Annotated in this window: 13 protein-coding genes; 3 read left to right on the top strand and 10 right to left on the bottom strand. The window is 67.3% G+C overall.

All coding sequences use genetic code 11. The features are described 5' to 3' along the window. Position 1 precedes the first annotated feature (1 nt). Positions 2 to 898, bottom strand: a complete 897-nt coding sequence (locus ACTG4X_RS08420) for an amino acid ABC transporter substrate-binding protein (RefSeq protein WP_093172423.1) — start codon at positions 896 to 898, stop codon at positions 2 to 4. Between the two features lie 155 nt (positions 899 to 1053). Here ACTG4X_RS08420 and ACTG4X_RS08415 point away from each other — a divergent pair, with 155 nt between their 5' ends. Continuing rightward, the gene (locus tag ACTG4X_RS08415; protein ID WP_440533590.1) at positions 1054 to 1986 is read left to right on the top strand and encodes a LysR family transcriptional regulator; all 933 of its coding nucleotides are present in this window, start codon (positions 1054 to 1056) and stop codon (positions 1984 to 1986) included. A 14-nt stretch (positions 1987 to 2000) separates the two neighbouring features. On the opposite strand, the gene ACTG4X_RS08410 is transcribed toward ACTG4X_RS08415, so the two are convergent. Next, on the bottom strand, positions 2001 to 2186 hold the full coding sequence (locus tag ACTG4X_RS08410; protein WP_093048758.1) for a hypothetical protein: 186 nt from the start codon (positions 2184 to 2186) through the stop codon (positions 2001 to 2003). Between the two features lie 318 nt (positions 2187 to 2504). Here ACTG4X_RS08410 and ACTG4X_RS08405 point away from each other — a divergent pair, with 318 nt between their 5' ends. Both ACTG4X_RS08405 and ACTG4X_RS08400 read left to right on the top strand, forming a co-directional pair. Beyond that, on the top strand, positions 2505 to 4034 hold the full coding sequence (locus tag ACTG4X_RS08405) for an FAD-binding protein (protein WP_440533589.1): 1530 nt from the start codon (positions 2505 to 2507) through the stop codon (positions 4032 to 4034). A gap of 217 nt (positions 4035 to 4251) precedes the next feature. Beyond that, complete coding sequence (locus ACTG4X_RS08400; protein ID WP_440533588.1) at positions 4252 to 5487, top strand: lactonase family protein; 1236 nt, start codon at positions 4252 to 4254, stop codon at positions 5485 to 5487. On the opposite strand, the gene ACTG4X_RS08395 is transcribed toward ACTG4X_RS08400, so the two are convergent. Genes ACTG4X_RS08395 through ACTG4X_RS08360 form a run of 8 tightly spaced genes read right to left on the bottom strand, consistent with a single transcriptional unit; the run spans position 5488 to position 14270 of the window. Next, entirely contained in the window at positions 5488 to 6963 is a 1476-nt protein-coding gene (locus tag ACTG4X_RS08395; protein WP_093172431.1) for an N-acyl-D-amino-acid deacylase family protein, read from the bottom strand. After that, on the bottom strand, positions 6960 to 7874 hold the full coding sequence (locus ACTG4X_RS08390; RefSeq protein WP_093048748.1) for a MurR/RpiR family transcriptional regulator: 915 nt from the start codon (positions 7872 to 7874) through the stop codon (positions 6960 to 6962). The genes ACTG4X_RS08395 and ACTG4X_RS08390 overlap by 4 nt, the downstream gene beginning before the upstream one ends. Before the next feature lie 10 nt (positions 7875 to 7884). Next, positions 7885 to 9192, bottom strand: coding sequence for an amino acid deaminase (locus ACTG4X_RS08385; protein WP_257014929.1), 1308 nt, complete (start codon positions 9190 to 9192; stop codon positions 7885 to 7887). Positions 9193 to 9194: 2 nt separating this feature from the next. Continuing rightward, on the bottom strand, positions 9195 to 10181 hold the full coding sequence (locus ACTG4X_RS08380) for an ABC transporter ATP-binding protein (protein ID WP_093172435.1): 987 nt from the start codon (positions 10179 to 10181) through the stop codon (positions 9195 to 9197). Continuing rightward, positions 10178 to 11215, bottom strand: a complete 1038-nt coding sequence (locus tag ACTG4X_RS08375; protein ID WP_093048739.1) for an ABC transporter ATP-binding protein — start codon at positions 11213 to 11215, stop codon at positions 10178 to 10180. Before ACTG4X_RS08375 ends, ACTG4X_RS08380 begins: the two co-directional genes overlap by 4 nt. Beyond that, positions 11215 to 12054 carry an ABC transporter permease gene (locus ACTG4X_RS08370; protein WP_093048736.1) on the bottom strand — a complete coding sequence of 280 codons (840 nt, stop codon included), beginning with the start codon at positions 12052 to 12054 and terminating at the stop codon, positions 11215 to 11217. Before ACTG4X_RS08370 ends, ACTG4X_RS08375 begins: the two co-directional genes overlap by 1 nt. 3 nt (positions 12055 to 12057) lie before the next feature. Further along, complete coding sequence (locus ACTG4X_RS08365) at positions 12058 to 12999, bottom strand: ABC transporter permease (protein ID WP_093050319.1); 942 nt, start codon at positions 12997 to 12999, stop codon at positions 12058 to 12060. Between the two features lie 8 nt (positions 13000 to 13007). After that, a complete protein-coding gene (locus ACTG4X_RS08360; RefSeq protein WP_097199938.1) occupies positions 13008 to 14270 on the bottom strand; it encodes a lactonase family protein in 1263 nt (420 codons plus the stop codon). Positions 14271 to 14285: the final 15 nt, after the last annotated feature.

Raw genomic sequence — 14285 nt, 5'->3', positions numbered from 1 at the left:
CTCAGACGCCCTTGTTGTTCGGGTTCTTGTAGATCTCGCGCACCGCATCCGTCATCGGGAAGTTGAGGTTCGCGTTCTTCGGCGGGATCGGCGACATGAACCACTTGGTGTAGAGCTGCTCGATGGCGCCCGACTTCATCAGGCCCGTGACGGTCTCGTCGACGAGTGCCTTGAACTGCGGGTCGTCCTTGCGCAGCATGATCCCGTAGGGCTCCTGGCGCAGCGATTCCTTCAGGATCTTGTAGTCGCCCGGGTTGGTCGCGCTGGCGATCATGCCGGCGAGCTGCACGTCGTCGAGCACATAGGCGTCGGCGCGGCCGGTGGACAGCAGCAGGAAGCCGTCGGAGGTGTCCTTGCCGGCGATCTCGTTCACTTCGATGGTGCCGCTCTTGCGCGCGCCGCGCAGCAGCTGGATCGAGGTGCTGCCCGAGACGGTGGCCACGTTCTTGCCGTTGAGGTCGCCCAGTGCATTGATGCCCGAAGCCTTCTTCACGGCGGCGGTGATGTTGGTGACGAAGTGGCTGGGCGCGAAGTCGACCTGCTGCTGGCGCTGCGTGGTGTTTGTGGTGGTGGCGCAGTCGAGGTCGACGGTACCGTTCTGCAGCAGCGGAATGCGGTTGGTCGAGTTGAGCATGGTGTAGCGCACCTCGATCTTGGCCAGGCCCAGCTTGGCCTTTACGGCGTCGACGATCTTCAGGCAGATGTCGTTGGTGAAGCCGATGGGCGCGCTGTCGGCGCTGAGCTTGTACGAGAACGGGATCTGGCTGTCGCGCGCGCCGATCTGGATCGTGCCGCTCTCCTTGATCTTCTGCAGCGTGCCGCCGTCCTGGGCGCTGGCGGCGCCGCAGGTGAAGGCAAAGGCAAGTCCGAGCGCGAGGGGCAGTTTCTTGAAGTCCATGGAGAGTTCCTTGAAGAGTCGATGACGTTGGTCGAACGCGGTGGTTTTGGCGAATCTTCTGCCTCGCAATGAATTTCTAAAAGCGATTTTTTGTGATCGAATCGCATGAATAAAAGCGTTCTTTCAGTCAGCCTTCACAGGAGCAACGCACCGTGATGACCTTCAAGCAACTCGAAGCCCTGTACTGGATCGCCCGGCTCGGCGGCTTCGCGCAGGCGGCCAACCAGCTCAACACCTCGCAGTCGGCCATCTCCAAGCGGGTGCACGAGCTGGAGCAGCTGTTCGACACCGAGCTGTTCGACCGCAGCCAGCGCGCCGCGCGGCTCACCGAGAAGGGCGAAGAGATGTTCGTGCTCGCCCGGAAGCTGCTGGAGCAGCGCGACGCCGCCGTCGAGCAGTTCGGCAAGCCCGGTGTGGTGGAGCGCCGCATACGCCTGGGCGTGACCGAGCTCACCGCGATGACGTGGCTGCCGCGGCTGGTGGGCCTCATCCAGCAGCACTATCCCAAGGTGATCCTCGAACCCGACGTGGACGACAGCCTGCAGCTGCGCGACAAGCTGCTGGCCGACGAGCTTGACCTGGTCATCGTGCCCGACACCTTTGCCGACTCGCGCCTGCCGCACAAGGTCATCGGCCAAGTGAAGAGCGCGTGGATGTGCAAGCCCGGCGTGGTGCCGGCCGGCGGCACCGTGCGACTGCACGAACTGGCGCGCCATCGCATGCTGGTGCAGGGCAACAACTCGGGCACGGGCCGCGCCTACGACGCGTGGATGAAAGAACAAGGCGTGCAGCCCGCCAACGTGATCGTGGTGAGCAACCTGGTGGCGCTGACCGGGCTCACCGTGTCAGGGCTGGGCGTGAGCTACCTGCCGCGCGAGTGCCTGCAGCCGCTGGTGGCGGCGGGGATGCTTACGGTGATCGACGTGACGCCAGCCTTGCCCGTGGTGCGCTACGTGGCGATGCACAAAGGCGAGCACCGCAGCGCGCTCACCTCATCCATCGTGATGCTGGCGCAGGAATGCTGCGACTTCACGCGGATGTTCCAGGCGCAGGCGGAGGGGGAAGAAGAGGAGCCGGCGAGCAACTGAGCGCGAGCTTCGTCCTAGCTGTTGTCGTCGACGGGGGACAGGTCCGGATGCAATTGCCGCAGCGCCAGAGACAACCGGAGCACTCGCTCCCGCGCACCCGGCTCACCCCGGGCCAGTGCGCCCAATGCTGCTTCATAGTCGTCAGTGAGCTGCTGCCACAGCTCGAAATCGGCGCCAAGGCCTTCAGCGTCCTTGTCCATCTTTGCTCCAAGTCGGAATTCGACGGCCGGTGAGTGCGTCAGTTTGACCGATTTTTGCCGGGAGCGTTAGAACTTTAGGGGTCGTGGGGTCATATTCAACTGGATACGACGCAGTGCCGGTACCGCGGCCCCTGACTTTGAGGACCACCGATTCGGGGTTGTCCTTATGAAAATATCTTTCAAACAATCCAATAATTGACGTCAATATAGGCGGCGTAGCGCGATATTTTCGTCAAATCAAGGAAATTAAGAAAAAGTCTTTCATTTCAGGCGCCTGCTTCCCGCTCACCGTCGCAAGACGTCCATCAGAAAGTGCCCATGACCATCACCGTGACACGCCAGGATGCTCGCTACAACACCCTGAAAAAGGGTTTCAACCTGCGATGGCCTGCAACGGAGTCGGACGCCGCTTCGCGCATCGAGCTGGCGGAGAACGCCGGCGATGCCGCCGCCGCCCTGCAGCGCATCGTCGATGCTGGCCTTCGGCCCACGTTGCGCAGTGGTGGGCATTGTTATGAAGACTTCGTCTCCAACAACCCCGACGGCGCGATCCTCGACCTGAGCCTGCTCAACCAGGCGAGCCCCGCCAGCGGCGACGGGCGCTACCGTGTCGGCCCCGGCACGCAGAACTGGAACGAATACCTCGACCTGTACAAGCGCAGCAACGTCACGCTGCCCGGCGGCTCCTGCTATTCGGTCGGCGCGGGCGGGCACATCTGCGGCGGCGGCTACGGCCTGCTGTCGCGCCTGCAGGGGCTGACGGTCGATTGGCTTTCCGCCGTCGACATCCTCACGGTCGACTCCCGCGGCAAGGTGGTGCCGCGCACCGTGGATGCGCGCCGCGAGCCCGATCTGTTCCGCGCATGCCGTGGCGCGGGCGGCGGCAACTTCGGCGCGATCACCAGCTACGTGTTCGACACCCTGCCGCCCGCGCCGCGCGAGGTTGCGCTGGCGGTGGTCGCCTTCGACTGGGCCACCATGACGCCCGAGCGCTTTGCCACCCTGCTCTCCACCTACGGCGAATACTGGGCGACCCGCGGCAAGTCGCCGGACACCTGGGGCATGTTCTCGCTGCTCAAGCTCACGCATCGCTCGTCGGGCCAGATCGTGATGCTGACGCAGTTCTGCAACCCCGACGGCACCTGCAACGACCTGACGGTGCTCAACGAATTCCTCGATCGCTTTCGCGCCTGCGCGCCGGTGCCCGCCAAGGGCCGGCCGCCGGGCGTGGGCCCGGCCCCGCAACGCGACGCGGGGCAGTTGCTGTGCTCCAAGCCGCACACGGTGACGCGCTACGACTGGCTAACAGCCACGCAATACCTCAACGGCTCGGGCGACAACCAGCGCGGCAAATACAAGTCGGCCTACATGAAGCAGAACTTCAGCACCCGAGAGGCGCAGCGCATCTACACGCACCTGACGCGCGTGATACCGGGCGTCGATCTCAGCCAGTCGCTGGTGCAGGTGGATTCGTACGGCGGCGCCGTCAACAAGCCCGAGCGCATCGCCGACACGGCGGTGCCGCAGCGCGCTTCGATCATGAAGCTGCAGTACCAGACCTACTGGCGCGATGCGAAGGACGATGCCGGGCATCTGCGCTGGATCGGTGATTTCTTCCGCGACGTGTACGGCACACCCGACGTGCCCGAGCGTTACGCCGGCACGCCCTACCCCGGCGAGCGCTACGAGGGCTGCTACATCAATTACCCGGACAGCGACATGCTGGCCTACCCCTTCTGGTCGCAGCTCTACTACGGCGACCAGGGGCTCTATGACTTCCTGCGGAAGGTGAAGCGTCGGTATGACCCGAACAACATCTTTCACCATGCAATGTCTGTACGGCCTTGAGATGAGCCCTCGCTCTTGTTTGGAGCGTGATCGGTCAGCGCAGCGTTTGATCGGCCCGCACAACGACTGCGTCCATGTGCGAATGGCATCGGGTGCTCCCCGCAGCGAAATAAAGGAGGAGGCCGAAGGCCGGGGGACATTCGCGGAGGGGAGTACCCGGTGGCATTCGTACACGCCCTGAACAAAAACCATCGAGCCTAATCACAAGAGGAATCCCATGACACATCGCCCCCAACGCCGCACAGTCATGCAATGGATCGGCGGCACCTCCGCCCTCGGTGCCTTGACGCCGTGGCTACCTGCCAACGCACAAACCCCAGACGCCGCAGCCACCACTCGCAGCACACCCGCACCGCGCTTTGCATATGTCGGCACCTACACCAGTGACGCCCCGGGCGGCACCGCTGGCGGGCCAGCGTCGAAGGGCATCTACATGCTCGCCATTCAGGACAGCGCCTGGACACAGGTGCAAGCAGTCACCAGCGCGAACCCTTCGTTTCTAGCGGTGCACCCCAGCCAGCGCTTCCTGTACGCGATCAACGAGATCGACACCTACCAGGGCCTGCCCACCGGAACGGCCGAAGCCTATGCCATCGATGAGCGCAGTGGCCGCCTGACGCTGATCAACCGCCAGCCGCTGTCGCTGTCAGGCGTGATCCCGGCGCACTTGGCAGTGTCGCCCGACGGGCGCGCCCTGGTCGTGGCGCTGTATGGCGGCGGCGCCTACAACGTGCTGCCGATCGGTGCATACGGCAAGCTCGGCAAGGTATCGAGCATTGAGAAGGAAACCGGCTCCGGCCCCGACACAGAACGACAGGAGTCGCCACACCCGCACATGGTGCAGTTCGACGCCTCGGGCCAGCGCGTGCTAGCCACCGACCTCGGCAGCGACCGCATCAACGTCTTCACGCTCACCGACGGCAAGCTGGCACTGGTCGGCCGCACTGCCACGCAGCCCGGCAGCGGCCCGCGCCACCTGGCGCTGCATCCGTCGCAACGCTTCCTGTACCTGGTGAACGAACTCGACGCCACAGTCGCCTGCTTCGGCTACGACGCGGCCAGCGGCCTGATAGACGGACAACGCCAGCGGATCTCGACAGTGCCGCAAGACTTCACCGGCCAGAAAAACTCGGCGGCCCTGGTGATGCATCCCTCGGGGCAGTTTCTCTACGCGAGCAACCGCCGGCTGAAGTCGGAGCATCCGCTGGCCGACAGCATTGCAGCATTCCGCGTCGATGCAACCAGCGGCACGCTGACACCGCTGCAACACTGGAGCGAAGGCCTGCGCTTCCCGCGCGCGCTCGCGATGGTGCCCAGTGGCAGTCACCTCTACGCGCTCAGCCAGAAGGGCGACACCATCCTGCGCCTGCGCATCGACCCCGCGAGCGGCAAGCTGGACCAGCCGGTGCAGGTGGCACAAGTGCCGACGCCGGCCTGCCTGGTGTTCGCCTGATCAGCTCCCGCGCGTGAGCATCCGCCCCGCGCGCGCCAGCACCCGTGCTTCGGCCTCGCCACCGCGGTAGGCCAGCACACCATTCACGAACACGCGCTCCACGCCCAGACTCACGCCGTGCGGCTGGTCGTAGGTCGCGGTGTCGGCGATGGTCTCGGGGTCGAACACCACCACATCGGCCATCGCGCCGGTGCGCAGCAGGCCGCGGTCGGCGATGCGCAGGTTGCGCGCGGTCATGCCGGTCATCTTGTGCACGGCCTGCTCCAGCGTGAACAGCCTGCGCTGGCGCCAGTAGCGCGCAAACACGCGAGGAAAAGCCCCCCACAGGCGCGGATGCGGATGCCGGTCGTGCGGCAGGCCGTCGCTGCCTATCATGGTGAGCGGATGCGCGATGACGCGCTCCACGTCTTCCTCCTGCATCTGGAAGTAGCAGGCGCCGCCCGGCTTCAGGCGCAGGCAGGCCTCCTGCTCGGTGACGCCCCATTCGCGCGCGATGTCGGAGACAAGGCGCCCCGTCATCTCCGGATGCGGGTCGGACCAAGTGAGCAGCACGTCGATCACGCCATCGACAAGATCCTCGCGCAGCACGGTCGAGCCGGCCACGTAGGGGTACACGTCCATCGCGATCTTCTGGCGCTGCGCCAGCGATTCGATCAGCGGCAGCGTCTCCTTCGTGCGGCCCCAGTTGGCGGGGCCGGCGCACTTGTGGTGCGAGATGACGAGCGGCACGCCGGCATTGAAAGCCGAGTCGCCGGCCTCGTGCAGCGCCTCGATGATCTGCTGCATCTCGCTGCGCAGGTGCGTGGCGTACACGCCGCCATGGCGGGCCACGACGCGCGCCAGCGCCGTCACTTCTTCGGCGGGCGCCGCGAAGGCTTCTTCGTAGAACAGGCCCGACGACATGCCGTGCGCACCGTCGGCCATGCAGCTGTCGAGCAGCGCTTCCATGCGCGCCATCTCATCGGCGCTGGCGGGGCGGTCCAGCGCTTCCATGGTGGCGAAGCGCAGTGTGGTGTGGCCGACCAGCGCTGCCACGTTGAGCGCGGGCTGCGTCGCATCGACCGCCGCGCGGTACTCCGCCATGGTCGCGTGCTTGAACGAATCGGCGCCCAGCAGCGTGAGCGGCGGCAGCGACTGCGGCGTGCGGTACGGCGCGAGCGAGATGCCGCAGTTGCCCGTCACCACCGTGGTGATGCCCTGCGACACCTTGGGCAAGCACAGCGGGTCGCGCAGCACGATGGCGTCGTCGTGCGTGTGCGCGTCGATGAAGCCAGGGGCGATGACCTTGGCGCGGCAGTCGACGATCTCGACGTCGGCCAGCGCGAGGCCATCGGGCAGCCGCTCGCGCAGGCCTTCGCCGAGCGCGACGATGCGGTCGCCCTGCAGCAGCACGTCGCCGGGCCACGAAGGGCCGCCCGAGCCGTCGACCACCAGGCCAGCTTCGAGCAGGATGGCCTTGCCTGTCGTCGCACTCACGATGCGGCTCCCTTGTTGCTGTTGATGCCGCCGCCGTCCCAGCTTTGCAGCGGGTGCGTGGTGGCGTCGATGCCGTGGCGCTGGAAGGCTTCGCGCGCGCGCTGAAGGCGCTGCACGGCGGGCTCGCCGCGGCGCTGAGCCACGAGCACGGTAAGGATCTCGATGGCAGTGAGGTGCGTCAGGTAGGCATCGATGCCCACGTGCATCACCGCATCGTCGGGCACCGACAGGCCGAGCAGAAAGTCGGCCTTGGCCGCGAGCGCCGTTCCCGGCCGCGTCAGCGCAACCACCTTGGCGCCCTGCCCGCGCGCGATGTCCACCGCGTCGAGCAGCGAGGGCATGCCGCCCACGTGCGAGATGGCGATGACCACGCCGCCCGGCCGCTGCGCCGCGCCGGCCACCTGCTGCAGGTGGTAGTCGGCCCAGGCATTGGCCGACAGGCCGAGCCTGAAGAGCCGAGCCTGCAGGTCGTTGGCCATGAACCACGAGGTCGCGCCCGCACCGTACAAGTCCACGTGCGGCGCGGCCGCAATCGCCGCCACGGCGCCGTCGAGCACCTGCATGTCGAGCTGGCCGCGCACGCCCGAGACCGATGCCGCCGCGCTGCGCGCGATCTTGCCGACCACTTCGTCGGCCGCATCCTCGATGTTCACGCGGCGGTGCAGCGGCGAGCCGCCGAGCGCCAGTTCCTGCGCGAGCGCGAGCTTGAATTCGCGCAGCCCGGCAAAGCCGAGGTCGCGGCAGGTGCGCATGATGGTGGGCACCGAACTGCGCGAGCGCTCGGCCAGCTGTTCGAAGCTCTCTTCGAGCACGCGGTCGGGGTCTTCGAGGATCAGGTCGAGAATCGCGCGCCGCGTCGCCGGGGCGTCGCTGCGGATCTGCGCGATTTTCTGAAGCAGGGAGGGTGTCATCGCAGCGTGCTCAGAAGTGCATGGCGACGGCGTCGCTCACGCGGTAGTCGTTCTCGACCACGGGCATCCAGTGCCATTTGTCGAAGGTGGTGCAGGGGTGCGAAATGCCAAGGCCGACCCGGTCGCCGACCTTGGGCGCTTCGGCTTCCTCGCTCGCGTCCCAGCGCAGGTAGGCGTGCTGGTCGTTGAGCGCGGTGATCTTCCAGCCCGCGGGCACGGCCTGCGGCTGCAACACGCAGCGCGCCGCGCGCGCGATGGGCACGGGCAGCGAGAGATCGAAGGAAATGTCGCGCTTGCCGACCGCAAGAATCGCCAGGCCCGGCTCGGGGCGCGATTGCACCGTGGCCCAGACTTCCATCGCCGGCACCAGGCTCTCGCCACAGCCGCAGCCCAGGCGCTCATCGACCGCGCTCACCATGCGCTTGTAGAAGCCATGGTCGTGCGTGACGTAGCAACCCGAGCGCAGCAGGCCGCGCACCGGCGCGCCGAGCGCGGGCTTCAGGCGCCCTGCCACGAGGTCGAAGATGGCCGAGCCACCGGCCGAAACCAGCACCTCGTCGGTCTCGAAAAGCTTGTTGGTGTCGCAGTGGCGTGCCACAGCTTCCACACGGTCCATCAGCGTCTTCGCGTAGGCCGCATCGGGCTCGCTCTGGCCGGTGGCGCCCTGCCCTTCATAGCACTCGATGCCCACGAGCTTGACCGCATCGCTCGCGCGCAGCCGTGTGGCCAGCTCCACGGCTTGCTCGTGCGTACGGCAGCCGGTGCGCGCGCCGTCGACGCCGATCTCGATCATCACCTCGAAAGGCACGCTCGCGGGGTGGCGCTTCGCCCAGTCCTCTATCAGCGCGAGCTGCGCCAGCGAATCGACCAGGAACACGATGCGCAGGTCGACATGCTCGCTCAGCAGCATCTGGATGCCCGCGAGGTCTTCGTCGCTCACCACCTGGTTGGCGATGACCGTGCGGCGCGCGCCGGCCGCCACTCCCACGGCCAGCTGCGTGACGGTGGCGAAGGTCAGGCCCCAGGCACCGGCGTCGAGCTGGCGCTGGAAGAGCTGCGGCGACATGGTGGTCTTGCCATGCGGCGCGAGGTCGATGCCCCATTCGCGCACGCGCGACTGCATCCAGGCGAGGTTGTGTTCGAGCGCCTCGCGCTTGAGCACGGCCAGCGGCAGCGGCAGGTCACCGGCGAGCACGTTCCATCCGGCAGCGCCGATCTCGCTGCGGCGGCGCGGCGCCTGGGTGCGCGGGTAGCCCTTGAAGTTGCTGCCCAGCAGCGGGTCGTTGAAATCGTTGGCGGCGACGGCTTTGTCGGTCATGGTCATGCGGCAATGTTGGAGAGCAGTTCTTTGCGGATGCAGGCGCTGTAGTGTCCTGCCGAAATTTCTTCGAGCGGCGGCACAGTCTGCGCGCAGGCCTCGATGGCATGCGGGCAGCGCGTGCGAAACACGCAGCCCGAGGGTGGCGAGATGGGGCTCGGGATGTCGCCTTTCAGCGCAATGCGCTCGGTCGCCACCTCGGGGTCGGGCTTCGGGCTCGCGGCCAGCAGCGCCTGTGTGTAGGGATGCGAGGGCCGCGCGAACAGCTCTTCGGTGGTGGCGACTTCCATCACCTTGCCCAGGTACAGCACCACCACGCGGTCGCACAGGTACTCGACCACGTCGAGGTCGTGCGAGATGAAGAGCATCGTCAGGCCCAGCCGCTCGCGCAGGTCGGCCAGCAGATTGATGACCTGCGACTGAATGGACACGTCGAGCGCCGACAAGGGCTCGTCGGCCACGATGAATTCAGGCTCCACGGCCAGCGCGCGCGCCACGCCGATGCGCTGGCGCTGCCCGCCCGAGAACTCGTGAGGAAAGCGGCTCGCATGCTCGGCGCGCAGGCCCACGGTCTCGAGCAGCTCGGCAATGCGCTTGTCGCGCGCCGCCGCGCCCTTGTGCAGGCCGTGCGTGGACAGCGCCTCGCCGAGGATCGCGCTGATGCGCATCTTGGGGTTCAGGCTGGCGTACGGGTCCTGGAAGATGATCTGCAGCTTGCTGCGCAGCTTGCGCATGCGCTCGCCCGACAGCGTGCCGATGTCGTCGCCGCGGTACAGCACTTGCCCGCTGGTGCGTTCGAGCAGGCGCAGCACGGTGCGGCCGATGGTGCTCTTGCCCGAGCCCGATTCGCCCACCAGGCCCAGCGTTTCGCCGGGCTGGATCGCGAACGACACGTCGTCGACCGCACGCACCGGACGGTCGCTGCTGCCGAAGTATTTCTTGAGTCCGCGGACTTCGATGAGTGGAGAAGAGGAAGAAACAGCGGTCATGCGACCCTCACGAGTGGTTGCGCCGGCTGCACGCGGATGCAGCGCGCCTGGCGGCCGTGGTGCGTTTCGATCAGCGGCGGCATCCCGGCGGTGCAGCCGGCCAGCGCGAGATCGCAGCGCGGCTCGAAGGCGCAGCCCGGCGGCGGTGCCAGCGGGCTCGACACCTGGCCGCGAATGGCGAACAGGCGCTTGGGCTTGGGCTGGCCGGGCAGGCGCGCCTTGCCCGGCAGGCAGGCCAGCAAGCCCTGCGTGTACGGATGCTCGGGCTGCGCGAACAGCGGCCGAACCGGTGCGCTTTCGACCACGCGGCCCGCGTAGAGCACCACCACGTCGTCCGCATGGTGCGCGACCACGCCGAGGTTGTGCGTGATGAAGAGGATGCTCATGCCCGTCTCGGCCTGCAGCCGGCGCATGAGCTCGAGGATCTGCGCCTGGATGGTCACGTCGAGCGCGGTGGTGGGCTCGTCGGCAATCAGCAGCGTCGGGTCGCAGGCCATGGCCAGCGCGATCATCACGCGCTGGCGCATGCCGCCAGAGAGCTGGTGCGGGTACTCGTGAATGCGCTGCGCTGCGGCCGGTATCTCGACCAGCTCCAGCATGCGCAGCGCATGGGCCAGCGCCGCCTTGCGGTCGAGGCCCTTGTGCAGGCGCACGCTTTCCGCGATCTGCTCGCCGATGGTGAACACCGGGTTCAGGCTGGTCATCGGCTCCTGGAAGATCATCGACAGCTGGTTGCCGCGCAGCGAGCGCATCTCGCGTTCGCCGATCTGCAGCAGGTCGAGCGTCTTGCCTTCGCGCGTCACGAAAGAGGCGCTGCCGCTGACCTGCGCGTTCGCGGTCTTGGGCAGCAGGCGCATCAGCGTGAGGCTGGTGACCGACTTGCCCGAGCCCGATTCGCCGACCAGCGCGGTCGTCTTGCCGGGCTGTATGGAGAAGCTCACGTCGGCCACCGAACGCACGAGGCCGTCTTCGGTGGGGAAGCTGGTGCTCAGGTTGCTGACCGTGAGACGTGGTGTTTGATTGGCGTTCGTCATCACGATGTCTTCTTGAGCTTCGGGTCGAGCAGGTCGCGCACACCGTCGCCCAGCAGTTGCAGCGACAGCGCCGTGAAGATGATCGCGAGCCCCGGGAATAGCACAACCCAGAAGGCCTGGTGCGCGTACTGCTGGCTGCCCGCGACCATGGTGCCCCAGGTCGGGATCTCGGGCGGCACGCCGACGCCGAGGAACGAGAGGCCCGCCTCCGCCAGGATCGCGTACGCGAAGATGAACGACACCTGCACGAGGATCGGCGACATCAGATTCGGCAAGATGTGTCGCCACAGGATGCGCGAGGTGCGCACGCCCAGCGCGCGCACGGCCTCGACGAACAGCAGCTCTCGCACCACCAGCGTCGAGGCCCGCACCACCCGCGCCACACGCGGCGTGTAGACCAGCACCAGCGCCAGCACGGTGTTCATCAGCGAGGGCCCGAGGATGGCCACCAGCGCGATGGCCAGCAGGATGTCGGGGAAGGACATCATCGCGTCGACCACGCGCATCAGCGGCGCGTCGAGCCGGCGGAAGAAGCCGGCCATCAGGCCCAGCACCGTGCCGGCGATGACCGCGCCCAGCGCGGTGAGCGCCGCGATGGCCAGCGAGTAGCGCGCGCCGTGCACGATGCGCGAATACAGGTCGCGGCCCAGTTCGTCGGTGCCGAGCAGATGCTCGGCGCTCGGCGCCTTCAGGCGCTCCAGCACGGCCGTGTCGTTGGGGTCGATGGAGGCGAACAGCGGCGCGCCGATCGCGAGCACCGCGATCACCAGCAGCACCAGGGCGGAAACCATCACGATGCGTCGATGCATCAGCTGACGGAGCATTCGGGGCATACGCATCGCTCAGACCTTCACGCGCGGATCGACCACCGCGTACAGCAGGTCGATCGAGAAATTGATGAGCACATAGATCGCGGCGATCACGAGCAGCGCACCTTGAATGACGGGGTAGTCGCGCCGCAGCACGGCACTGACCACGAGGTTGCCCACGCCGGGCAGGCCGAACACGGTCTCGGTGATGACGGCGCCGCCGATCATCAGCGCGACCGTGAGGCCGATCACCGTAACGATGGGCACCAGCGCGTTGCGCAGCGCGTGCTTGAGCACCACCGTGCTTTCGCTCAGGCCCTTGGAACGCGCGGTACGCACATAGTCTTCGCCGAGCACGTCGAGCATGGAGGCGCGCGTGAAGCGGATGATGAGCGCGGAGTTCAGCAGGCCCAGCACCGTCGCCGGCAGCACCAGCGAATGCAGCCGCTCGGCCAGCGCCGCATCGGGCGCGCCATAGCCCGACACCGGGAACCAGCCGAAGGACACGGCAAAGATCTGGATCAGCACGATGCCGAGCCAGAAGCTCGGGATGCTCGCGCCCAGCATCGCGATGCCGGTGAACAGCTGGTCGACCGCGCGCCCGCGGAACACGGCGGAGACGATGCCGCACGGCACGCCGATCAGCGCCGCGATGGCCACGGCCATCAGCGCGAGCAGCGTGGTGGGTTCGGAGCGCTCCCACAGCGCCTGCGTCACGGGGCGCTGCAGGAAGATCGAAGTGCCCAGGTTGCCCTGCAGCACCTCGCGCAGCCAATAGCCGAACTGCACAGGCAGCGGCTTGTCGAGGCCGTACTCCTTCTGCACGCGGGCGATGTCGGCCGCGGTGGCCTGGTCGCCCAGCAGCACCGAAACCGGATCGCCCGAGGCCGCACGCGTGAGCACGAAGACGAGCACCGCCACGATGGCGAGCACGACCAGCATGCCCGCGGCGCGGGAGGCGATGTAGCGGAACATCGATTTCTTCATCGCGCGGAAAACTCGATGGCGGCGGCGCTGCCCACTGCAACGTACTGGCCGGTGAACTTGATGTCGCCACCCTGCACGCGGAAGACGGTGACGTTGTCGCCCTGCTTGTTGTGGCACACGTAGAGGAACCTGCCGCTCGGGTCGAGCGTGCAGCTGCGCGGGTAGTTGCCGCGCGACCATTCCTCGCGCACCAGCGTGGGCGCGCCGGTGCGGGCGTCGATCTTGAAGAGCGAGATCGAATCGTGCAGGCGGTTGAGCGACACGAAGTGCTGGCCGTCCGGCAGCATGCGGATGCCCGATGCGTAGCTGGTGCCCTTGAAGCCCTTGGGCAGCGCCGAGGTCTCGCTCACCAGCGTGAGCACGCCGGTGGCGCTGTCGTAGCGCATGAAGGCGATGGTCGATGCCTCTTCGTTCACCAGGTAGAGCCACTTGCCGTTCGGGTGGAACACGAAGTGGCGCGCGCCCGAGCTTTCCGACACGGCCACCGTGCTCGGCTGGCTCAGCACGCCGGTGATGCGGTCGAAGCGGTAGGAGATGACGCGGTCCAGCCCCAGGTCGGCCACCAGCACGAAATTGCCCTTCGGGTCGGCGTGCACCATGTGCGCGTGCGGGCCATCGTGGTCGCTGGTGGCAAAGCCTTCGTGCGAGCGCGCGGCTGCCGGCACCACGTCGGCGCCGGGCTTGCAGGGCGTGGATGCGCCGCAGGCCTCGACGTCCTTGTAGACGACTGCAGGGGTGCCGGCATCGGGCGTGCCGTCGGCGCGCAGCGCGATCACGCTGACGTCGCCGCTGGCGTAGTTGGCCGTGAACAGGAAGCGGCCATCGGGGTGCACGCTGATGTAGGCCGGGTCCTTGCCGCCGCAGGCCGTCTCGGAGACGAACGACAGCGCGCCATCTGCACTGATGCGGAAGGCCGAGACCGAGCCGGCCTCGAACTCGTTGGCCGCATAGAGCATCGGCAGCTTCGGGTGGCGCGCGAGCGACGCGGGGTTGCGCAGTTTCGCGCCCTCGCCTGCACTGGTCACGGCCGGCGGCGCGCCGGGGATGGGCTTGAGCGCGCCGGTGGCGCTGTCGAGCACGAACTGGTGCACACCCAGTCCGCGCCCGCCGCGCCACGGCTTGCCGCCGTCGCTGTAGGTGCCGACGTAGGCGTAGACCGGGCCGGAGGTTGCGGCTTGAACGGTGGAGGCCGTGAGGCCGAGGGCTCCGAGGCCGGAGGCCAGTGCGCTGGCTTGCAGAAGTTGGCGACGCGATGGCATGGCTGGTATCCCTGC

Source organism: Variovorax sp. YR566 (genome assembly GCF_051992195.1).
Taxonomy (GTDB): domain Bacteria; phylum Pseudomonadota; class Gammaproteobacteria; order Burkholderiales; family Burkholderiaceae_C; genus Variovorax.
This window is presented reverse-complemented; position numbering and strand designations above follow the sequence as displayed.